The organism is Streptomyces sp. NPDC005820 (assembly GCF_040630255.1).
In the GTDB taxonomy this organism is placed as follows: Bacteria; Actinomycetota; Actinomycetes; order Streptomycetales; family Streptomycetaceae; genus Streptomyces.
The window spans coordinates 31588-57088 of record NZ_JBEXXE010000005.1 but is presented as its reverse complement, the minus strand read 5'-3'; the positions used below and the strand labels follow the sequence as shown (position 1 = coordinate 57088).

23 protein-coding genes are annotated in these 25501 nt (G+C 72.3%); 8 read left to right on the top strand and 15 right to left on the bottom strand.

From position 1 onward, the window contains the following. Positions 1-59: 59 nt before the first annotated feature. Positions 60-731, bottom strand: coding sequence for an endonuclease NucS (gene nucS, locus ABZ464_RS07685; RefSeq protein ID WP_359272405.1), 672 nt, complete (start codon positions 729-731; stop codon positions 60-62). A gap of 319 nt (positions 732-1050) precedes the next feature. Here nucS and ABZ464_RS07680 point away from each other — a divergent pair, with 319 nt between their 5' ends. Then, entirely contained in the window at positions 1051-1443 is a 393-nt protein-coding gene (locus tag ABZ464_RS07680) for an SCO5389 family protein (protein ID WP_359272402.1), read from the top strand. A gap of 90 nt (positions 1444-1533) precedes the next feature. Here the strand turns inward: ABZ464_RS07680 and ABZ464_RS07675 are convergent, their stop codons facing one another. Then, positions 1534-2562, bottom strand: coding sequence for an LLM class flavin-dependent oxidoreductase (locus ABZ464_RS07675; protein ID WP_359272399.1), 1029 nt, complete (start codon positions 2560-2562; stop codon positions 1534-1536). A gap of 222 nt (positions 2563-2784) precedes the next feature. On the opposite strand from ABZ464_RS07675, the gene ABZ464_RS07670 reads away from it, so the two are divergent. Further along, entirely contained in the window at positions 2785-3135 is a 351-nt protein-coding gene (locus tag ABZ464_RS07670; RefSeq protein WP_359272396.1) for an ATP/GTP-binding protein, read from the top strand. Between the two features lie 12 nt (positions 3136-3147). Here ABZ464_RS07670 and ABZ464_RS07665 read toward each other — a convergent pair whose 3' ends face one another. The 7 genes from ABZ464_RS07665 to mce all read right to left on the bottom strand — a co-directional run bounded on the left by ABZ464_RS07665 (position 3148) and on the right by mce (position 13015). Further along, positions 3148-4026: an ABC transporter permease gene (locus ABZ464_RS07665; RefSeq protein WP_359272393.1), complete on the bottom strand. Its 879-nt coding sequence runs from the start codon at positions 4024-4026 to the stop codon at positions 3148-3150. After that, on the bottom strand, positions 4023-5417 hold the full coding sequence (locus tag ABZ464_RS07660) for an ATP-binding cassette domain-containing protein (RefSeq protein ID WP_359272390.1): 1395 nt from the start codon (positions 5415-5417) through the stop codon (positions 4023-4025). The genes ABZ464_RS07665 and ABZ464_RS07660 overlap by 4 nt, the downstream gene beginning before the upstream one ends. 110 nt (positions 5418-5527) lie before the next feature. Further along, positions 5528-6298: an ABC transporter permease gene (locus tag ABZ464_RS07655; RefSeq protein WP_359272387.1), complete on the bottom strand. Its 771-nt coding sequence runs from the start codon at positions 6296-6298 to the stop codon at positions 5528-5530. A 3-nt stretch (positions 6299-6301) separates the two neighbouring features. Further along, positions 6302-7255: an ABC transporter ATP-binding protein gene (locus ABZ464_RS07650; protein ID WP_359272384.1), complete on the bottom strand. Its 954-nt coding sequence runs from the start codon at positions 7253-7255 to the stop codon at positions 6302-6304. An 83-nt stretch (positions 7256-7338) separates the two neighbouring features. Next, complete coding sequence (locus ABZ464_RS07645; RefSeq protein ID WP_359272381.1) at positions 7339-8277, bottom strand: cellulose-binding protein; 939 nt, start codon at positions 8275-8277, stop codon at positions 7339-7341. Positions 8278-8460: 183 nt separating this feature from the next. Further along, on the bottom strand, positions 8461-12342 hold the full coding sequence (gene scy, locus ABZ464_RS07640) for a polarized growth protein Scy (RefSeq protein ID WP_359272378.1): 3882 nt from the start codon (positions 12340-12342) through the stop codon (positions 8461-8463). Between the two features lie 232 nt (positions 12343-12574). After that, entirely contained in the window at positions 12575-13015 is a 441-nt protein-coding gene (gene mce / locus ABZ464_RS07635; protein WP_306949231.1) for a methylmalonyl-CoA epimerase, read from the bottom strand. 151 nt (positions 13016-13166) lie between these two features. Here mce and ABZ464_RS07630 point away from each other — a divergent pair, with 151 nt between their 5' ends. Next, the gene (locus tag ABZ464_RS07630) at positions 13167-14378 is read left to right on the top strand and encodes an acetyl-CoA C-acetyltransferase (protein ID WP_359272375.1); all 1212 of its coding nucleotides are present in this window, start codon (positions 13167-13169) and stop codon (positions 14376-14378) included. Positions 14379-14425: 47 nt separating this feature from the next. Then, positions 14426-15382, top strand: a complete 957-nt coding sequence (meaB, locus tag ABZ464_RS07625; RefSeq protein WP_359272371.1) for a methylmalonyl Co-A mutase-associated GTPase MeaB — start codon at positions 14426-14428, stop codon at positions 15380-15382. A gap of 15 nt (positions 15383-15397) precedes the next feature. Here the strand turns inward: meaB and ABZ464_RS07620 are convergent, their stop codons facing one another. Next, the gene (locus tag ABZ464_RS07620; protein ID WP_359272369.1) at positions 15398-15814 is read right to left on the bottom strand and encodes a hypothetical protein; all 417 of its coding nucleotides are present in this window, start codon (positions 15812-15814) and stop codon (positions 15398-15400) included. 143 nt (positions 15815-15957) lie between these two features. Here ABZ464_RS07620 and ABZ464_RS07615 point away from each other — a divergent pair, with 143 nt between their 5' ends. Next, positions 15958-19755, top strand: a complete 3798-nt coding sequence (locus ABZ464_RS07615; RefSeq protein WP_359272365.1) for a helix-turn-helix domain-containing protein — start codon at positions 15958-15960, stop codon at positions 19753-19755. Positions 19756-19892: 137 nt separating this feature from the next. Next, positions 19893-21098, top strand: a complete 1206-nt coding sequence (locus ABZ464_RS07610) for an MFS transporter (RefSeq protein ID WP_359272362.1) — start codon at positions 19893-19895, stop codon at positions 21096-21098. A gap of 69 nt (positions 21099-21167) precedes the next feature. On the opposite strand, the gene ABZ464_RS07605 is transcribed toward ABZ464_RS07610, so the two are convergent. The 4 genes from ABZ464_RS07605 to ABZ464_RS07590 all read right to left on the bottom strand — a co-directional run bounded on the left by ABZ464_RS07605 (position 21168) and on the right by ABZ464_RS07590 (position 23833). After that, positions 21168-21644: a MarR family transcriptional regulator gene (locus ABZ464_RS07605; RefSeq protein WP_359272359.1), complete on the bottom strand. Its 477-nt coding sequence runs from the start codon at positions 21642-21644 to the stop codon at positions 21168-21170. A 92-nt stretch (positions 21645-21736) separates the two neighbouring features. Continuing rightward, positions 21737-22552, bottom strand: a complete 816-nt coding sequence (locus ABZ464_RS07600; RefSeq protein ID WP_359272357.1) for an AIM24 family protein — start codon at positions 22550-22552, stop codon at positions 21737-21739. Continuing rightward, entirely contained in the window at positions 22549-23199 is a 651-nt protein-coding gene (locus ABZ464_RS07595; protein WP_359272354.1) for an AIM24 family protein, read from the bottom strand. The genes ABZ464_RS07600 and ABZ464_RS07595 overlap by 4 nt, the downstream gene beginning before the upstream one ends. A 1-nt stretch (position 23200) precedes the next feature. Beyond that, on the bottom strand, positions 23201-23833 hold the full coding sequence (locus tag ABZ464_RS07590; protein WP_358999479.1) for an AIM24 family protein: 633 nt from the start codon (positions 23831-23833) through the stop codon (positions 23201-23203). 176 nt (positions 23834-24009) lie between these two features. Between ABZ464_RS07590 and ABZ464_RS07585 the strand changes: the two genes are divergently transcribed. Next, positions 24010-24363, top strand: coding sequence for a DUF3817 domain-containing protein (locus ABZ464_RS07585; protein ID WP_359272351.1), 354 nt, complete (start codon positions 24010-24012; stop codon positions 24361-24363). Continuing rightward, the gene (locus ABZ464_RS07580; protein WP_359272348.1) at positions 24360-24653 is read left to right on the top strand and encodes an MTH1187 family thiamine-binding protein; all 294 of its coding nucleotides are present in this window, start codon (positions 24360-24362) and stop codon (positions 24651-24653) included. The genes ABZ464_RS07585 and ABZ464_RS07580 overlap by 4 nt, the downstream gene beginning before the upstream one ends. A 54-nt stretch (positions 24654-24707) precedes the next feature. On the opposite strand, the gene ABZ464_RS07575 is transcribed toward ABZ464_RS07580, so the two are convergent. Further along, entirely contained in the window at positions 24708-25361 is a 654-nt protein-coding gene (locus ABZ464_RS07575; RefSeq protein ID WP_359272345.1) for a TetR/AcrR family transcriptional regulator, read from the bottom strand. Positions 25362-25501 lie beyond the last annotated feature (140 nt).

Here is a 25501-nt window from a genome sequence, read left to right as displayed (position 1 = left end):
CGGGTTCCGCACCAGGAACCCGGCCCTCATCCTCGTAGAGACCGGCGTGGAACCGTTTCTCAGAACAGCCGCAGCTTGTCGTCCTCGATGCCGCGCAGGGCGTCGTAGTCCAGGACCTGGCAGCCGATGCCGCGGTCCGTGGCGAGGACGCGGGCCTGGGGCTTGATCTCCTGGGCGGCGAAGACGCCGCGCACCGGGGCGAGGTGCGGGTCGCGGTTCAACAGCTCGAGGTAGCGGGTGAGTTGCTCCACGCCGTCGATCTCGCCGCGCCGCTTGATCTCGACCGCGACCGTCTGCCCCTCCGCGTCCCGGCACAGGATGTCCACCGGGCCGATGGCCGTCATGTACTCGCGGCGGATGAGGGTGTAGCCCTCGCCGAGGGTCTCGATGCGGTCGGCGAGCAGCTCCTGGAGGTGCGCTTCCACGCCGTCCTTGATCAGGCCCGGATCGACGCCCAGTTCGTGCGAGGAGTCGTGGAGGATCTCCTCCATCGTGATGATGAGCTTCTCGCCGCCCTTGTTGACGACCGTCCAGACGCCTTCCTCGTCACCCGTGCCCTCCTTCAGCGTGCAGGGCGGCGACATCCAGTTCAGGGGCTTGTAGGCCCGGTCGTCCGCGTGGATCGAGACGCTGCCGTCCGCCTTCACCAGGATGAGACGGGGGGCGGAGGGGAGATGGGCGGTGAGCCGGCCGGCGTAGTCGACGGAGCACCGGGCGATGACGAGACGCATGGTCGGCAACGCTATCCGACACCTCGGGCCCCACGCGATTCGCCCACCCGTCTCCCGCCACCACCCTCAACCGAGGCCCTGCGGGCCGCACCTTTTGATCTGGAAAACGATCGTTCGGACTACGGCCGACTCTGGCCGATTGTGTGCCCCATAGGGACCGCCTATGTGCCCATTCTCCTGGTGCCGTCACGGTCAGTTGCCTACCGTAGTAAACGGGAGGTCGCGATGCGTGTACTCAGCGTTGCGGTGTTTTGGCATGGCGAACTCCCGTGCCCTGTCCGGCAACCCCTGCTCTCTTAGGGGTGCGAGAGGAGAACCCATGTCGCTCGACGTCTCACCGGCCCTACTCGAACAGGCCGAGCGAGGCGAGGTCGACGAAGCTGAATTCGTCGACTGCGTCCGGACCTCCCTGCCCTACGCATGGGAGATGATCAGCTCCCTGGTGGCCCAGCTGAAGGTGGACGGCGGAGCCTTCGCCGACAACCAGACGCCCCCGCCGGACGAGCAGGCCCGCGGGCAGTTGCTGCGCGCGCTCGCGAGTGACGCCATACGCGGCGCCCTGCAGCGGCACTTCGGTGTCCGGCTGGCCTTCCAGAACTGCCACCGGGTGGCGGTGTTCCCGTTGGACGCGGCTGTCGACGAGAAGCTCGCCCGCTTCACCTCGGTGCGCAGCCAGTTGCTGAACCAGTCGCCGGAGTTCCGGGACTGCTGAGGCATCGGTATTGAGCCTGACGCTTGCCGCTCCTCGCGCAGGAGGTGCCTTCAGCACTGGAGCGGCAAGCTCCCGGCCGTTCTGGGCCGTTCAGCGGAGGTGGGGGAGTACCTCCGCGCCCAGCCGCCGGACGTTCTCCTCCGTGGCCGCCAGATCGCCCGAGCCCTCCACGAGCAGGGCGAAGCGCGAGATGCCGGTCCGTTCGCTGGTCGCCGCGAGGCGGTCGGCGCACAGCCGCGGGGTGCCCACCGGGTGCAGCCCGCAGAGCAGTTCGGTGTACGCCACCGGGTCCCGCATGGAGCGGGGGCGGCCGTCCACCGTCACATGGGCGTCGAGCCCCTGCCTGAGCCAGCCCGGCATCGCCTTCACCAGGGTCTCCACCGCGTCCGTGCGCCGGTCCGCGAGCTGGCAGACCCCCGCCGAGACATGGCCCGCGGCCCGGATCTCGTCGCCGGAGCGCCCCGCCGCGCGCGCGTGCTGCCGCCACAGGGCGACCATCTCCGCCTTCTCCTCGTCCCCGACGTGCATCCCGAGCAGCATGGGCAGCCCGCGCTCGGCGGCCAGCCGGACGCTGGAGGGCGAGGTGCACGCCACGATCACCTCCGGGCCCCCGGTGTCCGTCAGCGCCTCCGACGGGCGCGGTACGACGGGGACTTCACGGAAGCGGAAGCGCTCGCCCTCGGCTCCCACGGACGGCTCGCGCAGCCAGCGCACCAGCAGATCGAGTGATTCCGGGAACCCCTTCTCGTACGCCGCGAGGCCCGATCCGAAGACCTCGAGATCGATCCAGGGCCCGCCGCGGCCCACGCCCAGCGAGAACCGGCCGCCGCTCGTCAGATGCAGCAGCGCTGCCTGTTCGCCGAGGGCGACGGGGTGGGCGGTGGGCAGGACGCTCACCGCCGTGCCGACGCGGATGCGCCGGGTGCGGCCCAGCAGCAGCGCGGCGAGCGTGACCGCCGACGGGCAGGTGCCGTACGGCACGAAGTGGTGCTCGGCCAGCCAGACCGAGTCAAGGCCCGACTCCTCGGCGACCTCGGCGGAGCGGACCGCGCGATGCAGCGCCTCTCCCTGGCCCTGCCCGGGGAACTGGGCACCCAACACGAAACTACCAACGCGCATGGACTTTCCTGCTTCCTTGGCTCCGACACGGAGCTCCCCCACCCGGCATAACCGTCTGACACGTGCCGAGGACACGGCCTGGCGGAGAGATTTGCCGATTGTCTGCAGAATGGGGTTCCGGGCAGGGGGACTTGTGGGGATCGGTCCCTTCCGGGTACCCGTGTCGGCGCCGCGTAGGCTGGACGGGAACCCAGCTTCCTGTATAGCCCCGTGAGGTGTTCCGTGTCCCCGCGTCGCAACCGATCCAAGGGTGCCGATCCGTCCGGCGCGTCCGGCGCGTCCGGCCGGAGCGCCGAGGACGACCGCGCGAGCCGGTACGGCGGCTGGCAGTCCTCGGTGAGCTGGCAGGGCGAGGAGTGGAACGTACGGCATGTGGCGGGCGCGAGCTCGCAGGGCAAGAGCTACCGGTGCCCCGGCTGCGACCAGATGATCCCGGACGGGGTGCCGCATGTCGTCGCCTGGCCGGAGCACTCGGGTGTCGACGACCGCCGGCACTGGCACAAGGCCTGCTGGAACGCGCGGGACCGCCGCAACCCGGGGGTGCAGCGGTCCCGTAACTCGCCTCGCTTCTGAGTTTTGCCTCGGCTACACGTCCCGCTTCTCCAGCAGGGCGAAGGCGCCGGCGAACGCGGCGGCCGTGACGCCGAGCGCGATCCACAGCGGGTCCCAGCCGGACGGGCCGGTCTCGCTGAGCTGGGTGGAGTACCAGACGCCGAGCTGGCTGGGGATCGAGTACTCGAACAGGGCCTCGCGCAGCTTCTGCAGGGACTCGGCGAACATGAAGATCGCGATGACCAGCGGGGCCAGCAGCAGGCCGATCATGATGGTGATGGCGCCAGCCGAGTGGCGGATGATCGAGCCGACGGCGAGGGACAGCAGCCCCAGCAGCGCGATGTAGAGGGACACGCCGATGGTGGCCTTCAGCCACTCGCCGCCCGAGGGCTCGCGCGCGTCGGTGAACATCGCCGCGTCCACCATGGCGACGAACCCGGTGGACACCAGGGTCACGACGAACGCGATCGCGAAGAACACGATGCCCTTCGCCGCGAGGACCCGGCCGCGGGAGGGGCAGGCGACCATGGTGGTGCGGATCATGCCGGTGCCGTACTCGGAGGCGGTGGTGAGCACGCCGAGCGTGATGATCGGCATGCTGCCCAGGAGCACCCCGAAGAAGCCGAACGACAGCGGGCTGTCGCCCGCGAGGTCGCCCTCCGTGGCGTTCGCGTCGACGATCAGCGCGACCATCATCCCGATGCCGACGACGAGGAGCACGAACACCCCGAGCGTCCACATCGTCGACCGCACCGACCGGATCTTCGTCCACTCGGACGCGATGGCGTGCCCGAGGTGCGTGCGCACGACGGGGATCGGCGAGGTGTAGCCCGGGACGGTGTACGAGGGACCGGGCGCCCCCTGCCAGCCGGGCGCGGCGGCCTGCGGGGCCGGGTGCTGCGGGGTGCTCATCGGGCGTCCTCGGGCTGAGTCGTCGGGGCGGCGGAAGGTGCGGCAGGCGCCTTTGCGAGGGAGGCGGGTGCGGGAGAGGACACCGGGGCGGCCGCCGGAGCCGTGCCCGCGGCCGGCGCGGTCCCTGCCGCGGCGGTCCCGGGTCCTGCCGCGGCGGGAGGGGCCGTGCTTGCCGGCGCCGGGCTTCCCGCCGGGGGTGCCTGCGGTGCGGGGGACCCCATGGGCGTGGCCGGGCCGGCCGTGGGCGCCGGCGCGGCTCCCGCCGGGGCCTGCGTGTACGGGTTGGCCCCGCTGGGCGCCGGTGCGGTGGCCGGGGGGCCGTACGTGCCGGCGTACGGCTGGGCGGGCTGCGGCGGGGTGTGGCCGTGCTGCGGGGGCGGTGGGGCGTACCAGCCGGGCTGGCCCTGCCCGGGGACCGGCATGGGGGGTGTGGCGCCGGGCGGCAGGGGCTGCTGGAGACCAGCCTTCTGGTCGGTCGTCGAGCGGTAGTCGACGGCGCCCTGCGTCATCCGCATGTACGCCTCCTCCAGCGAGGCCTGGTGCGGCGAGAGCTCCCACAGGCGTACGTCGCTGTCGTGGGCGATGTCGCTGATGCGGGGGAGCGCCAGTCCCGTCACGCGCAGGGCGCCGTCCTGCTCGGGGAGCACATGGCCGCCCGCCGCGGTCAGCGCCCCCGCGAGCTTCTCGCGGAGCTGCGGCTCGGTCTGCGGGGTCCGGACGCGTGCGAAGTCGGCCGAGTTGGCCGAGATGAAGTCCTTCACGCTCATGTCGGACAGCAGCTGACCGCGTCCGATCACGATCAGATGGTCCGCGGTCAGCGCCATCTCGCTCATCAGGTGCGAGGAGACGAAGACCGTGCGGCCCTCCGCCGCGAGGGACTTCATCAGGTTGCGCACCCAGAGGATGCCCTCGGGGTCGAGGCCGTTGACCGGCTCGTCGAACAGCAGCACCTGCGGATCGCCGAGCAGCGCCGCCGCGATGCCGAGCCGCTGGCCCATGCCGAGCGAGAAGCCCTTGGACCGCCGCTTCGCCACGTCCTGCAGCCCGACCACCCCGAGCACCTCGTCCACCCGCCGGGCGGGGATGCCCGACAGCTGGGCCAGGGACAGCAGGTGGCTGCGGGCGGACCGGCCGCCGTGCACCGCCTTGGCGTCGAGCAGCGCACCGACCTGGCGGGCCGCGTTCGGCAGCCTGCGGTACGGGTAGCCGCCGATCGTGACCGTCCCCGCGGTGGGGTTGTCCAGGCCGAGGATCATCCTCATCGTCGTCGACTTGCCCGAGCCGTTCGGCCCGAGGAAGCCGGTGACGGCACCCGGCCGTACCTGGAAGGAAAGGTTGTACACAGCGGTCTTGTCGCCGTAGCGCTTGGTCAGGCCGACTGCCTCGATCATGCTCCGCACCCATCGACAGGTTCAGGACAGCGGGGCACACGCCCCCGTAAGGGTTAGGAGCTTAGCGAGGCGCTGACGGTTCCGCTCAAATGAAAGTAAAGCCCTGAGCGTCACGCGTCACGCTTCCGCAGGAGCAGCCAGCCGCCCGCGACCGCCGCCGCCACCCACGCCACCATGATCGCGAGCCCGCCCCAGGGCCCGTACGGTGTGCTGTCGTCGACCGGCGTGACCACCTGCATGATCGTGCTGCCGGCCTGGTCGGGCAGATACCGGCCCACCTTCTTGGTGGCGGGCACATTGCCCAGGATGTTGGAGATCAGGAAGAAGAACGGCATCAGGATGCCCAGCGACAGCATCGGCGAGCGCAGCATGGTGGCCACGCCCATCGAGAACACGGCGATGAGCATCATGTAGAGCCCGCCGCCGATCACCGCCCGCAGCACCCCCGGGTCACCGAGCCGCGCGCCGTGGGAGCCGAGCATCGCCTGCCCCAGGAAGAAGGCGACGAAGCTCGTCGCCAGCCCCACGGCGAGCGCCAGCCCGGCGGCCACCGCGAGCTTGCCGAAGAGGAAACGGCCGCGCTGGGGGACGGCCGCCAGCGAGGTGCGGATCATGCCGGTGCTGTACTCGTTGGAGACCACCAGCACCCCGAACACGATCATCGCCAGCTGGCCGAGGCTCATCCCGGCGAAACTGATGTACGTCGGGTCGAAGTCGAGCCGGCGGTCGGTGCTCATGGAGTCGTACTCGTGCTTCGACAGCGCCGAGATCAGCATGCCGAGGGCGACGGTGACCACCACGGCGAGCGAGAGTGTCCACACCGTGGACGCCACCGACCGGATCTTGGTCCACTCGGACCGTACGACCTGGATCGCCGTCATGGCTCAACCCCTCCTCGTCCAGTCGTCGCCCCACTGCCGGCCGGCGGGCTGCGCCGAGTGCGCGTGATACTCCACCGACTCCGCCGTGAGCTGCATGAACGCCTCCTCCAGCGAGGCCTGCTGGGGGCTGAGCTCATGCAGCACGACACCGTTGCGCGCGGCCAGCTCCCCGATCTGCTCCGGCTTGCCCCCGTCCACCTCCAGCACCCCGCTGCCGCTCTCCACGACCGTCACCCCGGCGTCGTGCAGCACGTCCAGCAGCCGCTCGCGCTGCGGGGTGCGGATCCGGACGTACGCCCGGGAATTGCGGGCGATGAAATCGGCCATCGAGGTGTCGGCGAGCAGCCGGCCCTGCCCGATGACCACGAGATGGTCCGCGGTCAGCGCCATCTCGCTCATCAGATGGGACGACACGAACACCGTCCGTCCCTGCGCGGCCAGCGATTTCATCAGATTGCGGATCCAGTGGATGCCCTCGGGGTCGAGACCGTTCACCGGTTCGTCGAACATCAGGATCCTCGGGTCGCCGAGCAGCGCGCCCGCGATACCGAGCCGCTGCCCCATGCCCAGCGAGAACCCCTTGGCCTTCTTGCGCGCCACCGCCGTCAGCCCGACGGTGTCCAGCACCTCGTGCACCCGGGCCTGCGGGATGCCGTTGCTCTGCGCCAGACACAGCAGATGGTTGTAGGCGCTGCGCCCGCCGTGCACGGCCTTGGCGTCCAGCAGGGCGCCGATGTACTTCAGCGGGTCCGTGAGGGAGTCGTAGCGCCGGCCGTCGATCCGCACGTCCCCGGCGGTAGGCCGGTCAAGGCCCAGCATCATCCGCATGGTCGTGGACTTGCCGGCGCCGTTCGGACCGAGGAAGCCCGTCACCATGCCCGGTCTCACGGTGAAGGACAGACGGTCGACCGCGACCTTCTCGCCGTACCGTTTCGTCAGGCCTTCGAGCTCGATCATGCGGCCACGCTAGAACGCCACGAAGCCCGCTGCCACCGCTGGCAGCGGGCTTCGTCCGACGTTCGGCCGGTGTACCCCGAGGGTTACCGGGACTGCTGCGCCGGCACCCCGCGGGAGATCGGCTCGTCGTCCGCGACCGGCGCGCCGGCCGCGGCCACCGCGGCACCCGTCAGCGTGGCGAGCATCTCGCGGACGTTCGTCAGCTGGGCGTTGATGCTGTCGCGGCGGTTGGTGAGGGCCGCCAGCTCGCGCTCGGATTCCGAACGGATCCGGTCCGCCTTCGCGTTCGCGTCGGCCACGATGTCCTCGGCCTGGCGCTGCGCCGTCTCGACGGTCTGGCGGGCGCGGCGCTCGGCGTCCGTGCGCAGCTTCTCCGCCTCCAGGCGCAGCTGCTCGGCGCGGTGCTCGATCTCCGCGAGTCGCTTCTCCGCCTTCTGCTGACGGGACGCCAGGTCACGCTCGGACTGCTCGCGGCGCTTGGCCAGGTTGGTCTCGAAGTCGGCGGCGGCCTGCGCGGCCTTGGCGCGCGTCTCCTCGAAGAGGGCGTCCGCCTCCTCACGCTTCGACTGCGCGTCCTTCTGCGCCTCCTGGCGCAGCTGCGACGCGTCGCTCTTGGCCTTCTCGACGATCCGGACGCCCTCGTCCTCCGCCTTGGCCTTGCGGTCCGCAGCGAACGATTCTGCGTCGTTGCGCACCTGCTGGGCCGCCGACTCGGCGAGCTCGCGGTGCTGCTCGGACGCGCGACGGGCCTCCTCGCGCAGATCCTTGGCCTCCTCCTCGGCGAGGCGGAGGATCTTCTCGACACGCGCGCCGAGCCCGGCGTACGACGGCTCGGCGTCGGTGACCTGGGCCTGGGCGTTCTGTGTCTCGAGGTGGAGCTCCTCGATGCGCTTTTCCAGAGCGGTGATGCGGGCGAGAGCGCTGTCACGGTCGGAGACGAGCTTGGAGATCCGTTCGTCCACCTGAGCGCGGTCGTACCCACGCCGCACTAGCTCGAAGCCGTAGGGGGAAGTGTCGCTCATGGGGTTCCTGTCGAATGAGACCGGTGAGGTGATAGGTGGAATCCTAGGGGCCAGAGCGCTGTGTCATCGAGCGTATGCGTGTTTGATCTGAGGAATGACACCCCTTTTGGGTGGCTGAACGCCGCCCCCCTTGCCAAAAACTCAGGGTAAGTGGCCAGACTTTAACGCAATCCACACATTCCGCTAGCCGTCGGTCGCCTTCCCACCCGATCGTGGCGCGCCGATGCTCGCGCCGGCCCTGACGCTCCCGTCCTTGTTCGCGGACGGGATCTCGAAGGACTCCAGCGCCTCCAGCACATCCTGGACCCGCGAGATCTCGGCGTTGATGTCCTCGCGCCGCCGCACCAGGACCTCCAGCTCGCGCTTGCCCTCCTCGACCGTGCGCCGCGCCTCGCGGATCGCCTCGGCCTTGAGCTCCTCGGCCTCCCGGATCAGCGCCGACTTCTTCTGCTCGGCCTCCTTGAGCAGGCCCTCCGCCTTCTTCACGGCGGCGATCCGCACCTTGCCGGCCTCGGAGTTGGCCTCCGACACCAGCTCCTTCGCCTTGGCCTGCGCCTTGGCGAGCTGCTCCTCGGACGCCTTGATCAGCGCGTCGCAGCGGTCGCCGGTCGACTTCATCGTCTCGGCGGCCTCGCGGCGGGCCCGCTCGTGCAGCGCCTCGATCTCGGCCGTGATGCGGTCGCGCAGCTCCTCCGCGCGCTCCCTTATCGCGGTGGCGTCCCGGCGGGCGCCGACGAGCAGCTCGTCCGCGTCCGTACGGGCCTTCTCCACCCGCGTGTTGCCCTCGCGCGTCGCCTCGGAGACCAGCCGGTCGGCCTCGCTGCGGGCCGCGCCCACCATCGAGTCGGCCTGCGCCTCGGCGTCCGCGGTGGTCTGCAGCGCCTGCTCCTGAGCCTCCGTCAGCAGCTTGTCGACCTCGGCCGTGGTCTCCGTGATGAGCGTGTCGACCTGCTCGGCCGCCTCGGAGCGCCGCTTGTTGGCCTCCTTGCGGGAGGAGTCCAGCGTCTCGTCGGCCTCGTCGCGGGCCACGCTCAGCATGCGGTCGGCCTCCGCCGCCGCCTGCGCCTTGACCCGCTCCGACTCCAGGCGGATCCGCTCGGCGGCCTGCTGCGCCGAACCCACCGTCTGGGCGGCCTCGGCCCGCAGCCGCTCCGCGTCCCCGCTCGCGTCCTGGATCAGCTTCTCCGCCCTGGCGACGGACTCGGCACGGACCCGTTCCGCCTCCGCGGCCGTGTCGGCCGTCAGCCGCTCCGCCTCGGCGATGGTCTCCGTCTGCAGCCGCTCGGCCTCGTGGCGCGCCTCGGTGATCAGGGTGTCGGCCTGAGTGGCGGCGTCGGAACGGATGCGGTTGGCGTCCTCGCGGGCGTCGGCCCGGGTGCGGGAAGCGGCCTGGTCGGCCTCCGCCAGCGCGTCCGAGGCCTCCGTGCGCACCCGCTGGGCGTACGCCGACGAGTCCGTGCGCAGCCGCTCGGCCTCCGCGATCGCCTCGCCGACGGTCCGCTCGGCCAGCTCCTTCGCCGCCTCGGCGGCGTCGTTCGCCTGGCGGCGGATCCGGCTCGCGTCCTCGCTGGCCCGCTCCCGCTCGGCGTAGGCGTCGCCGCGGACCCGGTCCGCCTCCTCCTCGGCCTCCCGCCGGGTGCGGTCCGCCGCGTGCTCGGCGGCCGAGCGCAGCCCGTTGATCTCGTCCTGGGCCTGCTCGTGCAGCCCGGCCACGGAGTCCCGTACCTGCTGGGCGTGGAGTTCGGCCGCGCCGACCATCTCGCCGGAGCGCCGGTCGGCCTCCTCGACCAGCCGGACCGCCTCGGTCTGCGCCTCCTCGACGCGGTTGCGCGCGGACGCCAGCAGTTCCTCGGACTGGGCGCGGGCCCGTTCGCGCTCCTGGTCGGCCTCCTGGCGGGCGGAGCCGAGGAGTTCCTCGGCCTCACGGCGCCGGCGGACGGCCTCCTCCTGCGCGGCGTCCAGTGTCTCGGTCGCCTCGTCGGCCAGCCGCTCGGCGGCCGCCGTGGCCTCCGTGCGCACCCGGTGGGCGAAGTCCTGCGCCTCGTTCTTGAGCCGCTCGGCCTCGGCCGCGGCCTCCGACCTCAGGCGTACGGCGACGGCCTCACCCTCGGCCCGCGAGGCGGACGCGTCGGCGGCGGCCTCGGTGCGCAGCCGGTCGATCTCGTCGGCGGCCTGCTGCTGGAGCGTACGGATCCGCTCGGCGGCCTCGGTGCGCAGCCGGTCGGCCTCGTCGGCGGCCTCGCGGCGGATCCGCGCGGCCTCCTCCCTCGCGTCCGTCAGCGCCTGCTCGGCGGACGCGAGCCGCGACTCGGCCTCCGTGTGCAGCCGGGTCAGCTCCTCGGCGGCCTCCGCCTGCCGGGCCTCGACCGCGCGCTCGGTCTCCTCGCGCAGCTCCTCCGCCGCGCGCTCGGCGCCGGAGGTGATGGTCGCGGCGAGCTCCACCGCCTCCTCGCGGGAGCGCTCGGCCTCGGTGCGGGTGCGCTCCAGGGTCTCCTCGGCCTGCCGGCGCAGCGTGGTGGCGCGCTCGATGGCCTCGGTGCGGACCTTCTCGCTGTCCGCCGTGGCCTTCTGGCGCAGCTCGTCCGCGTCGGCCTTCGCCTTGGACAGCAGCTCCTCGGCCGACCGGGCGGCCTCCTCGATCTGCTGGACGGCCTCCTTGCGGGCCTCCGCGCGGATCTTCTCGCCCTCGGCGACCGCGTCGGAGCGCAGCTGCTCGGCCTCGCCGCGCAGCCGGCGGGCCTCCTCCTGCAGCTCGACCGTCTTGGCGCGGTACTCCTTGGTGTCGTCCTTCGCGGAGCCCTTGAGCTCCTCGGCGATGTCGTGCGCCTCGGAGCGCAGCCGGTCGGCCTCCGCCTCGGCCTCGCGGCGGATCCGCTCGGCCTCCTCGGAGGCGGCCTTCGTGGTCCGCTGCGCGTCCTCCTGCGCCTTGTTGAGGACGTCCTCGGCGGTCTTGGCCGCCTTCGACAGCTGGGTGGCGCTCTCCTCGGCGGTGAGCGTGCGGGCCTTCTCGGAGGCCTCCGCGACGATCTTCTCGGCCTCGGCGCGCGCGTCGGCGACGACCTGCTCGGCCTCCGCCTTGGTGGTCTCGGCCTCCTGGCTGGCCTCGGTGACCAGCCGGGCGACCTGCTCCTTCGCCGTGCGGGTGCGCTGCTCGTTGGCGGACTCGGAGCTCGCGAGGGCCTTCTCGGCGACCGCCTTGGCCTCGGCGACGACCTTGTCGGCCTCGGACTGCGCCTTGCGCAGCGCCTCCTCGGCGTCGGCCATCCGCTGCTCGGCGGCGCGGCTGAGCTCACCCGCCTGGCGGCGGGCCGAGTCCGACTCGTTCACCGTGGAGCTGCGCAGCGCCTCGGCGTGCTCGGTGGCCTCCTGGGCCTGGGTGGAGGCGGCGTTCAGCATCCGCTCGGCGTCGGTGCGGGCGCGCAGCAGGAGCTGCTCGGCCTCCGCGCGGGTCTGCTCCGCGTCGGCCTGGAGCCGCTGGCGGGCCTCCGCGGCCACCCGTTCGGCCTCGGCGCGGGCGGCGGCCATCGCCTGCTCGGCCTCGGCCCGCGACTCCTCCAGGAGACGGCGGGCCTGGGCCTCGGAGCGGGCCCGCAGCTGTTCCGCCCAGGCCACGTTCTCGTTGACGTGCGACTCGACGGTCTGCCGGCGCTCCGCCAGTTCCTGGTCGAGCTGCTGGCGGCGGCTGACGGCCTCCTGGTGCAGCTCGGCCTGGAGCCGGGCCGCCTGCTCGGCGTGCTCCTGGAGGATGCGCTGGGTCTGCGCGCGGACCTGGCTGAGCTCGCGCTCGGCGTCCTGGCGCAGCTGGTCGGCCTGCATCTGCGCGTTGCGCAGCATCTGTTCGGCCTGGTACCCGAGGTCGCCGCCGTCGAAGGACGGCCGGGACATGAGTGTGCGGCGCGCCTCGTGCAACTTGGCGCGCAGCACCTCGACCTGGTAGCCGAGGTCCTCGGCATGCTGGATCGCCTTCTCACGCTCGGTCTTCAGCCGCTTCATCTCGGCTTCGAACCGCGTGAGGTGGTCGACGTCAGCCGCCGGCTCCCGCTCCTGGCTCTCGTAGCCCCGCACTGCGCGGTCCCATCCGTCCCTGGTCGCAAGCTTCCCGAACGAGCTCCGTCCATCCGCCGAACGGGGCCCCCGGGGAATGGTGTCAGATCAACGACGGAGCATGGGCTGCTGCCCCGACGCTCGTCCCCCGAAACCCGGACCCCGGCACGTCCCGCCGTCCAAGGCAGCAGGACCGGTCGCCCTGGTGGGAGCGACGACCGCCCCCAACCCTACCGGCCCATATGTACGAGGGTCAGTGCTCAGGTGACTCAACAGGTGCCGAAGTGACCAGTTCTGTCAGTACTCCGTGGCAATCCTTTGGGTGCAGGAAGGTGATTCGTGACCCCATGGAGCCGCGTCGCGGCTCTTCGTACAGAACGCGTACGCCCTTGGAGCGGATGTCCGCGGCCTCTCCGTCCACATCCGCCGTACCGAAAGCGATGTGGTGGACGCCCTCGCCGTTCTTGTCGAGCCACTTGGCGACGGTGGAGTCCGGGCGGGTCGGCTCCAGAAGCTGCAGGTAGGAGGCGCCGCCGTCGGAGGTGTCGTTGATCTTGAGCATGGCTTCCCGGACGCCCTGCTCCTCGTTGACCTCGGAGTGGAACACCTCGAAGCCGTACGTGGAACGGTAGAACTCGACGGTCGCGTCGAGGTCGTGACAGGCGATCCCGATGTGGTCGATTCGCGTCAGCATGGTGTTAGTGGAGCGCGGCGGAGGTGGTTACGCAACGTGCGCGCGATCACACTGAAGGGCCGATGACGGCACGGAGTGCCACTCAGTACATTCGCAGTAAACCCTCGTTCACTCCTCGGCCAGTGCCGGCCGGTAAGGGGAATCGCAGCTCATGACTGGATCGACTGGAACGAACAGCAGGACCTCGGTGATCGTCGCGGGCGCACGCACGCCCATGGGACGGCTGCTGGGCTCGCTGAAGTCCTTCTCCGGAGCCGACCTCGGCGGTTTCGCGATCAAGGCCGCCCTGGACCGCGCCGGGATCGGCGGCGACCAGGTGCAGTATGTGATCATGGGCCAGGTGCTCCAGGCCGGCGCCGGGCAGATCCCGGCCCGCCAGGCCGCCGTCAAGGCCGGGATCCCGATGAACGTCCCGGCGCTCACCATCAACAAGGTGTGTCTGTCGGGCCTCGACGCGATCGCGCTGGCCGACCAGCTGATCCGCGCGGGTGAGTTCGACGTGGTCGTCGCGGGCGGCCAGGAGTCCATGACCAACGCCCCGCACCTGCTCCCGAAGTCCCGCGAGGGCTACAAGTACGGCGCGATCGAGATGCTCGACGCGATGGCGTACGACGGCCTCACCGACGCCTTCGAGAACATCGCCATGGGCGAGTCCACGGAGAAGCACAACACGCGCCTCGGCATCCTGCGCCCCGAGCAGGACGAGATCGCCGCCCTGTCCCACCAGCGGGCCGCCGCCGCGCAGAAGAACGGGATCTTCGAGGCCGAGATCACCCCGGTCGAGATCCCGCAGCGCAAGGGCGAGCCGGTGGTCTTCAGCAAGGACGAGGGCATCCGCGGCGACACCACCGCGGAGTCCCTCGGCAAGCTGCGCCCGGCCTTCACCAAGGACGGCACGATCACCGCGGGCACGTCCTCGCAGATCTCCGACGGCGCCGCCGCGGTCGTCGTGATGAGCAAGGCCAAGGCCGAGGAGCTGGGCCTCGCCTGGATCGCCGAGATCGGCGCCCACGGCAATGTGGCCGGGCCGGACAACTCGCTGCAGTCCCAGCCCTCCAACGCCATCGCGCACGCTCTGAAGAAGGAGGGCCTCGGCGTCGCGGACCTCGACCTCATCGAGATCAACGAGGCCTTCGCCGCCGTCGCGGTCCAGTCAATGAAGGACCTCGGGGTGTCCACGGAAAAGGTGAACGTCAACGGGGGTGCGATCGCCCTCGGTCACCCGATCGGCATGTCCGGCGCCCGGCTCGTGCTGCACCTCGCCCTGGAGCTCAAGCGGCGTGGCGGCGGCGTCGGCGCGGCGGCCCTGTGCGGCGGCGGCGGGCAGGGCGACGCGCTGATCGTGCGCGTGCCCAAGGCCTGAGTCCGGGGCCTGAGCCCGCGGTGGACCCCCTCGCGAACGGAGCTGTGATGCAGGACGTCCCCTCGCTGGTCGCCCAGGCCAGGGAAGGCCGGCCGCGGGCCGTGGCCCGGCTGATCTCCCTGGTGGAGGGGGCGTCCCCGCAGCTCCGTGAGGTCATGGCGGCGCTGGCCCCGCTCACCGGCAACGCCTATGTCGTCGGCCTCACCGGCTCCCCGGGCGTCGGCAAGTCCACGTCGACGTCCGCGCTGGTGACGGCGTACCGCAAACAGGGCAGAAGGGTCGGCGTCCTCGCCGTCGACCCGTCGTCCCCGTTCTCCGGCGGCGCCCTGCTCGGCGACCGTGTCCGTATGTCGGACCACGCCTCCGACCCCGGCGTCTACATCCGCTCGATGGCCACCCGGGGCCATCTGGGCGGCCTCGCCTGGTCCGCCCCGCAGGCGATCCGGGTGCTGGACGCGGCGGGCTGCGAGGTGATCCTGGTCGAGACGGTCGGCGTCGGCCAGTCGGAGGTCGAGATCGCCGCCCAGGCGGACACCAGCGTGGTTCTGCTGGCCCCCGGCATGGGCGACGGCATCCAGGCGGCGAAGGCCGGAATCCTGGAGATCGGTGACGTCTACGTCGTCAACAAGGCGGACCGGGACGGCGCCGACACCACCGCCCGCGAACTCAACCACATGCTCGGCCTCGGCGAGTCCCGGCGGCCCGGCGACTGGCGCCCGCCGATCGTCAAGACGGTCGCCTCCCGCGCCGAGGGCGTCGACGAGGTCGTCCAGGCCCTGGAGAAGCACCGCGCCTGGATGGAGGAGCACGGCGTCCTCACCGAGCGCCGCCGCGCCCGCGCCGCCCGCGAGGTCGAGACGATCGCCGTCACGGCCCTGCGCCGCCGCATCGGCGACCTCCACGGCGACCGCCGCCTGAGCGCCCTGGCCGAGCGGATCGTCGCGGGCGAGCTGGACCCGTACGGCGCGGCGGACGAACTGGTGACGGGGCTCACCGAGGGGTGAGCCCCGCCGGACGGGTCAGCGCGCGCAGAAGCGGTGCGTGCTGTCCGTCAGAGCGGTCGACGACTCGGTCCAGTACTCGACCTTGGACACCCCGCCGGGGCGGTCCGCGCTCATCTGGACGGTGACGGACCGCCGTTCCTCGTCGACCCAGGACGAGAGCTCCTCGTCGACGACGTTCCGGCCCTGGATCGCACGGAAGTGCGCGCGAGTGCTGCCGGACTGGTCGTCGACGACCGTCGCCGTCACCGTCACCGAGCGGTTGGTGAACGTGGCCGCGATGTTCCGCAGGCCGCTCGTCTCGCCCCCGGTGATGGGGCACGAGACCCGAACCGCGGCCGACGCCGCGGGCTGGGCCGACGCGGCAGGCACCGAGAGAGCGAGCGCGGCCATCGCCGCCGCCGCGGCGTAGTACATGCTGGACTTTCCGGACATGGGCATGTCTCCGTTCATCGATCGGATGGAAGGGAAACGAGCCGCCGCACCGTCACTCAAAGTGCTGATCCCGGCCCGCTGACAGCACGTTGCCCGCCCCGGAACCGGCACGCTAGGCCCGGCGCGTACCCCACTTCGGGTGCGTGGGAATACGGCTTCTGAGCTGGGGGAACGCGGTGGGCGAGGATACGGCGGCGGAGGACTTCGCGGCGGCGTTGCGGCGGATCCGGCGGGAGCGGGGCCTGTCACTCTCCGAGCTCTCCGACGCCGTGACGTACAGCAAGAGCCACCTCTCCAACATCGAGCACGGCCGCAAGCGCCCCCACAGCGCCCTCGCGGAGGCGCTCGACGCGGCCCTCGGCTCCGGCACCACCCTGCGCCGCCTGTGCGCCACCCAGGGCACGCTCCCCGGGCAGCGCGCCACCCCCTGCCCGTACCGCGGCCTCGCCCCCTACGGCCCCGACGACGCCCGCTGGTTCTTCGGCCGTGCCCGGGCCACCGCCGCGCTCGTGGACCGGGTCGCCGAGGCCGTCCGACGGGGCGACGGACCCGTCCTCGTGTGCGGCGCCTCCGGATCGGGCAAGTCCTCGCTGCTGCGGGCCGGGCTGCTGCCCGCCGTGGCGGACGGCGCCCTCCCACCGTCGCCCGCCGGGCCGTGGCGGGCCGTCGTCCTCACCCCCACCGCCCGCCCGGTCGACGTCCTGGCCCGTGCCCTCGCCGGTCACGTCCAGAAAGGCGGTCACCTTCAGGAAGCCGCTCACCTCCAAGAAGCCGAGCGGACCCTCGCCGCGCGGATCCGGGCCGGTACGGCGCCGACGGACGTACCCGGCCTGCTGCTGGTCGTCGACCAGTTCGAGGAGGCGTTCACGCTCTGCGCCGACCCCGCCGAACGCGGCGCGTTCATCGACGCGGTGTGCGCGCTGCCGCTCGCCGTCATCGCCGTACGGGCCGACTTCTTCGACCACTGCCTCACCCATCCGGCGCTCGTCGGCGCCGTCCAGCGGCAGCCGATGGCGCTGGGCGCGATGAGCCGCAGCGAACTCGCCGAGTGCGTGACCCGGCCCGCCGAACTGGCCGGCCTGGAGATCGAACCCGGCCTCCTCGACGTCCTGCTGCACGACCTCGACCCCTGCGGACGCGGCCATGAACCCGGCATCCTGCCCCTGCTGTCGTACGCCCTGCTGGCCACCTGGCAGCAGCGCACCGGACGGCGGCTCACCGTCGTCGGATACCGCAGGACCGGCGGCATCCAGGGCGCCGTCGCCACCACCGCCGAGCGGACCTACCTCGACCTCGGCCCGGAACAGCGGGACACGGCACGGCAGCTGACGCTGCAGCTGGTGCGGGTCGGCGAGGAGGGCGCGGACAGCCGACGGCACGTCGAGCGGCGCCGGCTGGTCGCGGGCGCGGACGCGGCGCTGGAGGCGTTCACCCGGGCGCGGCTGTTCACCGTCGACGGCGACCGGGTCGAGATCACCCACGAGGCGTTGCTGCGGGCCTGGCCCCGGCTGGCCGGCTGGATCGACGCCGACCGGGCGGGGCTCCGTACCCACCAGCGGCTCACCGATGCCGCCCACGCGTGGGCCGAGGGCGGACGGCGCCCCGAACTGCTCCTTCAGGGAGCCGTCCTGGCGGTCGCCGAACAGTGGGCCGCCGACCATCCCCGCCGGCTCACCCCGGCCGAGCGCGGGTTCCTCACGGACTGCCGCAGGGAGGCCGACCGCGGGGTGCGCCGGCTGCGGCGCGCGCTGGCCGCCCTCGCCGGGCTGCTGGCGCTGCTGCTGATCGCCACCTCGCTCGCGGTCACGAACGCGCTGACGGCACGACAGCAGGCCCGCGAGGCCCGGGCCGTCGCCATGACCGAGCGGATCGCGGCCCTGCGCACCGTCGACCCGGCCCTCGCCGCCACTCTCTCGGTCGCCGCCCGGCGCACGGCACCCCGCCTGCCGGCGGCCCGCGGGGCGCTGCTGAGCAGCACGGGGCTGCCCCACCCCACGCCCCTGCCCGGCAACGACGCCACCGTCTCGGCGTTCGCCTTCGGACGCGACGGGCTCACGGCCGTCGGCACCCGCGAGGGCGTCGTACGGCTCTGGCGGGGGACCCGGCAGGTGGGCGCCGTGCGCCTGGGGGCGCGGCACGCCGTGTGGGGGCTCGCCTTCGCCGGGGACGGCGAGCGACTCGTCGTCGCGGACACGGTGGAGACCCGGCTGTGGCGGGTCCGGGGCGGTTCCGCCCGGCGCGGCCCGGTGCTGTGGGCGGACGGCGGCGCGCGCGACGCCCGGATCGCCCCGGACGGACGGACCCTCGCCGTGGCCGGAGCCGACGGGACGCTGCGGCTGTGGGACCTCGACCGCACCCGACGGCGGCCGGCCGTCCACCGGGCGTCCGAAAAGGCCCTGTACTCGGTCTCGTTCAGCCGGGACGGCTCCCGCCTCGCCACGGGTGGACTGGACGGACACGTCACCGTGTGGACGCGGGGCGCACACCGCCTCGCGTACGCCGCCGCCGACCGCGTGACCTTCACCGGCGCCTCCGTCGGCGAGGCCGCGCTCAGCCCCGACGGGCGCCGCCTCGCCGCCGGACTCGCCGACCGGGACGTGTGGCTGTGCGACCTGGACCGCGAGGGCCGCTGCGCCGCTCCGCGCAGAACGGCGCAGCGCGCGGAGGGGTACACGGCGGGCATGGCCTTCAGCCCCGACGCCTCGCTGCTCGCCGTGGCCGGGGAGGCCGGCGGACTCCAGCTGCGGCACCCGGTCACCGGCCTGGTCCTGGCCACCCTGGCGCACCCGACGCCGCTGCTGTCCCTGGCCTGGGGACCCGGCGGCCGCACGCTGTACGCCGGGGCGGCGGGCAGTGGCACCGCCTCCGTCTGGCCGTTTCCGCTGCCGCAGCTGCTCGGCCACGCGGGCCAGGTCTACGCCGTCGCCCTCGACGACCGGCACGCCCGGGCGGCCACCGCGGCGCTCGACGGCACGGCCGCGCTGTGGGACGTACACGATCCGGCGCGCCCCCGGCGGTCGGCCGTCCTGCCGCATCACACCTGGGTCACCGCCGTCGCCTTCGACCGCACCGGCACCCGGCTCGCCACGGGGGCCCGGGACGGCACGCTCACCCTGTGGGACGTACGGTCCGTGCCGCCCCGGAGGCTGGGCCACCGACGGCTCCACCGCGAGACCGTGAACGACCTGGCCTTCAGCCCCGACGGCACCCGGCTGGCCAGCGGCGCCCGGGAGACCGGGGCCCGGCTGTGGGACGTGTCCGCCGACGGCGGCCTCACCGCCCGCGCCCGGCTGGCCGGCGAGAAGGGCGTCCAGGGCGTCGCCTTCGGGCTCGGCGGGCGGGTGCTGGCGACGGGCGAGGGCGGTGGCGTCGTACGGCTGTGGGACGCACGGGGGCGCGGGGCGCCGCGGCCGCTGTGGACGCGGGCCGCGCACACGGCGATCGTCACCGATGTCGCCTTCGCCGACCGCGGCGGGCTGCTGGCCTCGGGCGGCAAGGACGGCGCGGTGCTGCTGTGGCGGCTCGCCCCGGACGACCCCCGGCACCGGCCGGCCGGGACACCCCGTCAGGTGCTCGGCCACACCCGGCACATCGCGGCCCTCGCCTTCGCCCGGCACGGGCGCACCCTGCTCACGGCGGGCGAGGACGGGACGGCCCTACTGTGGTCCGTCGACCGTGCGGCACCCGTTCTACGGGAGCGGCTGGACAGCCCCGGTGAGACGTTCGGGGACGCGGCCGTGAGCGCCGACGGGCGGACGGTGCTGACGGCGGTGCGGTACACGGCGCGGGTGTGGACGACCGGTGCGGCCGAGGCCGAGCGGCGGGTGTGCGCGTCGGTGGGCACGCCGCTGACGGAGACTCAGTGGCGGCTGCGGCTGCCGGGCATCGCATACCAGCGGCCGTGCCCGGAAAACACCTCGTCGGTCGCCGGGCCGCGCTGATACGTTCGCCGGATGTTCCTCCTCCTGGCGTAGGGCCCGCCCAGGCCCGCGACCCCGCAGCGGCACGAGGCCGCCGTGGTCGCGGCGATCAGGCGTCCCCTTTTCCCGTCTTCCCGCCCTGCGCCGAGGAACCCCTCATGTCCGTCTCCCGCGCGTCCTACGCCGCCGTCCTGCGCGTCCCGCACGCCCGCCGCACCTTCGCCGCCGCCCTGCTCGGCAGGCTGTCGTACGGCGTCGTCCCGCTGTCCGTGATGCTCTCGGTGACCCGCGCCTGTGGCTCGTACACCGTCGCGGGCGGTGTGATGGCCCTGTTCGGCGGTACCGCCGTCTTCCTTTCGCCCGCCCGGGCGGCCCTCGTCGACCGCCACGGCCCCCGCCGGGCGCTCCTCGCGATGAACGCCGCCTACCTCACACTCCTGGCCCTGCTGGCCCTCTGTCTCTGCCTCAGCCGTCCCTCCGCGCTCGTCCTGGCCCCGCTCGCCGCGGCGGCCGGGGCCTGCTGTCCCCCGCTCGGGCCGACCATGCGGGCGGTGTGGGGTCATCTGGCCCCCGACCGGGGGCTGCTCCAACGCGCCTACAGCCTCGACGGGGTCGCCGAGGAGCTGCTGTTCGTCACCGGCCCCCTGCTGGTCGGCGTTCTCGTCGGCCTCGCCCCGCCGGCTGCCGGGATCCTCTTCGGCGCGGCCCTGATGGGCGGGGGGACGGTTGCCTTCGTGACCTCCCCGGTGGTGCGGGCGGTGCGGCCCGGGAAGGGGACCGAGCGGCGCGGCGGAGGGGGCGGGCTGCGCCGGCTCGGGCGTCCGGTGGCCGCCGTCGCGGCCGTGGGGCTCGCGATCGGGGTGGCCGACCTGCTGATCGTGGCGTTCACCGAGAGCCATGGCCACGGCGGTGCGCACGCGGCCTGGCTGCTGGCGGCGATGTCGGCGGGCAGTGCCGTCGGCGGTCTGGCGCACGGGGCCGTCTCCTGGCGGTCGGCCACCGGGGCCCGGCTGCCGCTGCTCACGGCGGGCCTCGGGCTGACCCTGTGCGCCGCCGGGCTGGCCCCCGGGATCGTCACCCTCGGTGTGGCCGTCGCGGCCGTCGGGTTCTTCGTGTCGCCGACGATCACCACCGGCTATCTGCTGGCCGACGAGAGCGCCGCGCCCGAGGCCCGGGTGCGGGCCGGGGCATGGGTCAACACGGCCGTCAACGCGGGCAGCACGGCCGGTACGGCGGTCGCGGGCGCGTCGGCCGGGCGGCTGCCGATCGCGGTGTGCTTCGCGGTGACGGGCGTGGTGGTGCTGATGACGGCGGCGGCCGTCACCCTGCGTCCGTTCGGGGCCGGTCGTCGCGTTCCCGTGTGACCTTCCCGGTGGGAGCCGCCGACGGGCGGAGCCCTGTTCGGGTTCCGCCCGCCAGTCGCTCCGCTGTGGTTACGGGCGTCCCCGCTGGCCGCGCAGATGCTCCGCGATCGGCTTCAGGGACTTGTCGAGCTCCACGAGGGCCTCGGGGGAGAGAAGGTCGATGAAGTGCCGGCGCACGGACGACACATGGTGCGGGGCGACCTTCATCATGGTCTCCATGCCGTGCTCGGTCAGGACCGCGTAGAGCCCCCGGCGGTCGGACTCGCAGTTCTCGCGTCGGACCAGGTTCGCGTTCTCCATGCGGGTGATCTGGTGCGAGAGACGGCTCTTGGACTGAAGGGTGGCGGACGCGAGGTCGCTCATCCGCATCCGGACGTCCTCCGACTCGGAGAGGTTCACCAGGATCTCGTAGTCGTTCATGGTCAGGCCGAACGGCTGCAGATCCTTCTCGAGCTGGTACGTCAACAGCCTGTTGACCTCCAGGTGGGTGCGCCAGGCGCACTGCTCCGCATCGGTCAGCCAGCGCGTGGCCGTTTCGGTCTCCATATGTGAAGTCTACCTAAAATGTTGAAAGGCGAACTAGTGAGGGTGGTGTGACGGTGCGCACGCGTTCGATGTCACACTCCGCAGACTACCGCTCACAGCCCGAAGCGACGCTGGAGGTCCCCCAGCTGTCCGGGAAGGCGCGGTACACCGCTTTGGCCCCCATGCCCACCCGGGACACCTGGCATTCCGCCCCCACCGGGCACTCCCGGCTCATGCGGAACGGCCCCCGTGGCCTGCTCCGCCATGAGGGTCTCCGTGGACTGCAGCAGCACCGTGCCGGCGCCGACGAACTCGAACTGGTGCTCCTCCCCGGAGGCCCCGCCGAGGCCCGTCAGTGCACGTAGACCGCCCATGACACCCGTCATGTACCCGTGGTCGTAGTGATGGCACGGGGAGGGGCAGTCGGCCCAGCCGACGAGTGCCTGGGGATCCACCCGAAGGGGAGGTTCCATGAACACCACCGGGCCGTTAGATGCGGCCACGAACTTTCCGGTTCCGATCAGTGTGAGAAATCCCGGCACGATCGACTGCTTGAGGGACAGAGTTGGCTGAAAAGCGAGCAGATTGCCCGAGCGAATGGTCAGGTTGCCCTCGTCCAGGTCGTACGAATTCACATCGAAGGCCCGGTCGGCGAGGAGCATCTTGCCCGAGCCCTCCGCCACGACCCAGTCGCTCGCGTGCAGTGGCGAATGGAACGAGGTGCGCACCAGACGGTCCAGTCGGCCGTGCCCGATGCCGTTGAAGTCGATCGAGCCGTAGTAGGCGATCATCTTCCCCTTCTGGAGGAACCACTGGCTCCCCTTCAGTTCCACACAGAAGGTGTAGTGGTTGACGTTGTCGTCGACCGGGAGGGTCATCGGGTCGTACACGGTGGGGCCGGCGGAGCCCGCGCCCGGGTAGTGGCTCACAGCTTCTCCTCCGAGGCCTGGACGAACACCGCACCGCTGCCGCTGAGCTCCAGCTGGAACGCCTCGCCGGAGCCGCGCCCCACCATGTCCCGCCAGCCGAGCGCCGTCGACAGTTTGTTGCGGACGTCGCCGTGATGGGCGACGTAGGCCTGCGGGTCGACATGGACCGGGCGCTGCGGGGTGATCGGGATCTCGAAGACCCCGCCGTGGGCCATCACGGCGACCGCGCCATGCCCCTTCAGCGTCGTGGTGAACAGGCCCTGGCCGCTGATCTGGCCCCGGACCATGCCCATGACCCCGCCCTGCGAGCCCAGGAACATCGTGCCCTGCTGGAGGGTGCCCTCGAAGGCGAGCAGACGGTCCGCCTCCACGTAGAGGGTCTCGCCGGTGAGCCGGATGACCTGCACGTGGTGGCCGCCGTGCCCGAACAGGACCGTGCCGCTGCCCTCGACCGTCATCAGCGGGGTGTCCTCGTTGGCGAGGCGTCGGCCGATCATGGACATCACGCCGCCCTGGCCGCCCTGCATGTTGGGCGTGAAGGACACCTCGCCGCGGTACGCCAGCATGGCCCCGCGCTGACTGAACAGCCGCTGGCCCGGTACGACCGTCGCCTCGACCATCTTGGAGTTGATCTCTTGGAAGGTCACCTCAGACGTCCCCCGCGATCGTGTTGCGCTCGCTCGGCTGGACGTACACCAGGCCGTCCCCCTCGAAGCGGATCTGGAAGGCCTCGCCGCCGCCCTCGCCCAGGAACGTGCGGAACGTCACACCGGACTGGAAGGACTGACGGACATTGCCCTGGTGCGCGATGTACGCCCCCGGGTCGACGGTCAGCGGGTACTGCGGGCTGACCCGCAGCACGACGGCCGGTCCGTCGGAGGTGATCGCGGCCTGGCCGTGGCCCTCCACCGTCGTCGTGAACAGTCCGTTGCCCTGGGAGGCGCCGCGCAGGCCGGTGAAACTCGTCCCCGTCCTCAGCCCCGCGTCCGTGGCGAGCAGATTGCTCGACTCCACGAACAGCTTGTCTCCCTGGAGGCTGACGAGGTTGATCTCGGAGGCCCGGTCGGCGAACCAGCACGTCCCCTGTCCCCTCACCTCCATCACGGTCATCTGCTCGCCGGTGAGCCGCCGGGTGACCATCCCCCGGATCCCCTCACCGCCGCCACTGAGCTTCTTGAAGGCCATCTGACCGTCGTACGCGACCATCGAGCCGTTCTTCGCCTTCACGGCGTCCCCGGTCATGTCGACGGCGAGCACCTTGCTGCCTTGCAGTCGGAACATCGCCACGCTGCGAAGGTAGCGGCCCCGCGGGTGCGCCGAACAGCACCTGTGGGTGGAGAACGACCCTGAGCGCACCCCTAGGTGAACCGTTTGCCACAATGGACGAACGCTTGTGCGTGCGTTCACAAGCGAACCGACCGACATAGTCCCCCCGAAGTCCCCCCGAAGGTGACCCCGTGGACCTGAAGACCGCCTCCGCCCTCCGCCGCCTCCGCCTGGTCTCCGCGCCGGAGGCCGTCTCGTTCCTGCTGCTGCTCGTCTGCTCGGTGCTGAAGCGGACCACGGACTTCAACGCGGTGCCCGTGATGGGCATGGTCCACGGCGTGCTGTTCATCCTGTACGTCCTGTTCTGGGCGGACGCCTGGAACCGCGCCAAGTGGCCCCTCAGGACGGCCGCCCTCTACTTCGTCCTCTCCGTCCTGCCGACCGGCGGCTTCTTCGCCGAGCGCAGGCTGCGCCGCGAGGCCGAGAGCGCGGTCGACGCGGCCATCGCCGCCCGCGCCCGCAAGGAAGGCGTGGTGAACGCGTGATCGTCGCCTTCTCCGTCACCCCGCTCGGCGTCGGCGAGGACGTGGGGGAGTACGTCGCCGACGCCGTCCGGGTGGTCCGCGCGTCCGGCCTGCCCCATCGCACCGACGCCATGTTCACCTCCATCGAGGGCGACTGGGACGAGGTCATGGACGTCGTCCGGCGCGCCGTGGCCGCCGTGGAGGAGCGCGCCCCCCGCGTCTCCCTCGTCCTCAAGGCGGACATCCGCCCGGGTGTGACGGACGGTCTGACGTCGAAGGTCGAGACGGTGGAGCGGTACCTGGCGGACTGAGGGGCCCGCTGGAGGGGCCGGACCGGGACCGGACCGGCCGCGGCGCGGCGCGGCTCACCGCCGTGCGGACGCCCGCCGCAGGTACTGCCGCACCGCCCGCTGGGCCACCGGTCCGAGTTCCTCCAGGGCGGCGACCAGGAGGCCCAGCTGTTCCAGGGCGTCCAGGGCGGAGGTGGCGCCGGCCGCGTCGACCCCTTCGTACAGTTCGATGCCGACGAACGAGGCCGCCACGGCGCGGGCGAGGCCCGGCGGGTCGGTGAACTCGCCGAACGGGGTGCCCGTGAGGACGCGTTCGAGGACCGTCTCGATCTCCGCGATCCACAGGTCGAGGCCCGCGGCCGTGGCCGGGCCGAGCGTCGCGTGGGTCTGGGCGCCGGCCAGCAGCTGCCCGAGGAGCGCGACATGGCCGCCCGCGCGCTCCTGGTCGTGGATCTCACGCCCCAGGGCGAGGAGTTCGGTCAGTGAGGCGACCGCCGCGAAGCGGGGCCGGTAGCGCGCCACCGTGCGCTCCGCGCCGTAGCGGCAGGCCGCCGCCAGCAGTTCGTCCACCGAGCCGAAGTGGTAGAAGACCAGCGCCTGGTTGACGCCTGCGGTCGCCGCGACCGTACGCGCCGACGTCTTGGCGATGCCCTGCTCGGTGAGCGTGCGCAGGGTGCCTTCCAGCAGCTTGGTCCGGGTGTCCGGGCCGGTCCTCGGTTCGGGGCTCACGCGGGTGCCTCCGTGCGCGGAAGGGGGTGGAAGCTGGTCGATACGGGTGAAATAAGGGGGGAAAACCAGTCCCTCCGGTGGCGCTGTGACCGGTCCTGTGTTCGTGGCCGGACCTCGTCGAGGTCGGCTCGCATCCACGC

Coding starts and splice junctions, on each gene's coding strand:
- ABZ464_RS07630 (WP_359272375.1), top strand. CDS start 13,167: ATGACTGGATCGACTGGAACGAACAGCAGGACCTCGGTGATCGTCGCG.
- ABZ464_RS07590 (WP_358999479.1), bottom strand. CDS start 23,833: ATGTTCCGACTGCAAGGCAGCAAGGTGCTCGCCGTCGACATGACCGGG.
- ABZ464_RS07680 (WP_359272402.1), top strand. CDS start 1,051: ATGTCGCTCGACGTCTCACCGGCCCTACTCGAACAGGCCGAGCGAGGC.
- ABZ464_RS07645 (WP_359272381.1), bottom strand. CDS start 8,277: ATGAGCGACACTTCCCCCTACGGCTTCGAGCTAGTGCGGCGTGGGTAC.
- meaB (WP_359272371.1), top strand. CDS start 14,426: ATGCAGGACGTCCCCTCGCTGGTCGCCCAGGCCAGGGAAGGCCGGCCG.
- ABZ464_RS07665 (WP_359272393.1), bottom strand. CDS start 4,026: ATGAGCACCCCGCAGCACCCGGCCCCGCAGGCCGCCGCGCCCGGCTGG.
- ABZ464_RS07675 (WP_359272399.1), bottom strand. CDS start 2,562: ATGCGCGTTGGTAGTTTCGTGTTGGGTGCCCAGTTCCCCGGGCAGGGC.
- ABZ464_RS07610 (WP_359272362.1), top strand. CDS start 19,893: ATGTCCGTCTCCCGCGCGTCCTACGCCGCCGTCCTGCGCGTCCCGCAC.
- nucS (WP_359272405.1), bottom strand. CDS start 731: ATGCGTCTCGTCATCGCCCGGTGCTCCGTCGACTACGCCGGCCGGCTC.
- ABZ464_RS07650 (WP_359272384.1), bottom strand. CDS start 7,255: ATGATCGAGCTCGAAGGCCTGACGAAACGGTACGGCGAGAAGGTCGCG.
- ABZ464_RS07605 (WP_359272359.1), bottom strand. CDS start 21,644: ATGGAGACCGAAACGGCCACGCGCTGGCTGACCGATGCGGAGCAGTGC.
- mce (WP_306949231.1), bottom strand. CDS start 13,015: ATGCTGACGCGAATCGACCACATCGGGATCGCCTGTCACGACCTCGAC.
- ABZ464_RS07620 (WP_359272369.1), bottom strand. CDS start 15,814: ATGTCCGGAAAGTCCAGCATGTACTACGCCGCGGCGGCGGCGATGGCC.
- ABZ464_RS07660 (WP_359272390.1), bottom strand. CDS start 5,417: ATGATCGAGGCAGTCGGCCTGACCAAGCGCTACGGCGACAAGACCGCT.
- ABZ464_RS07655 (WP_359272387.1), bottom strand. CDS start 6,298: ATGACGGCGATCCAGGTCGTACGGTCCGAGTGGACCAAGATCCGGTCG.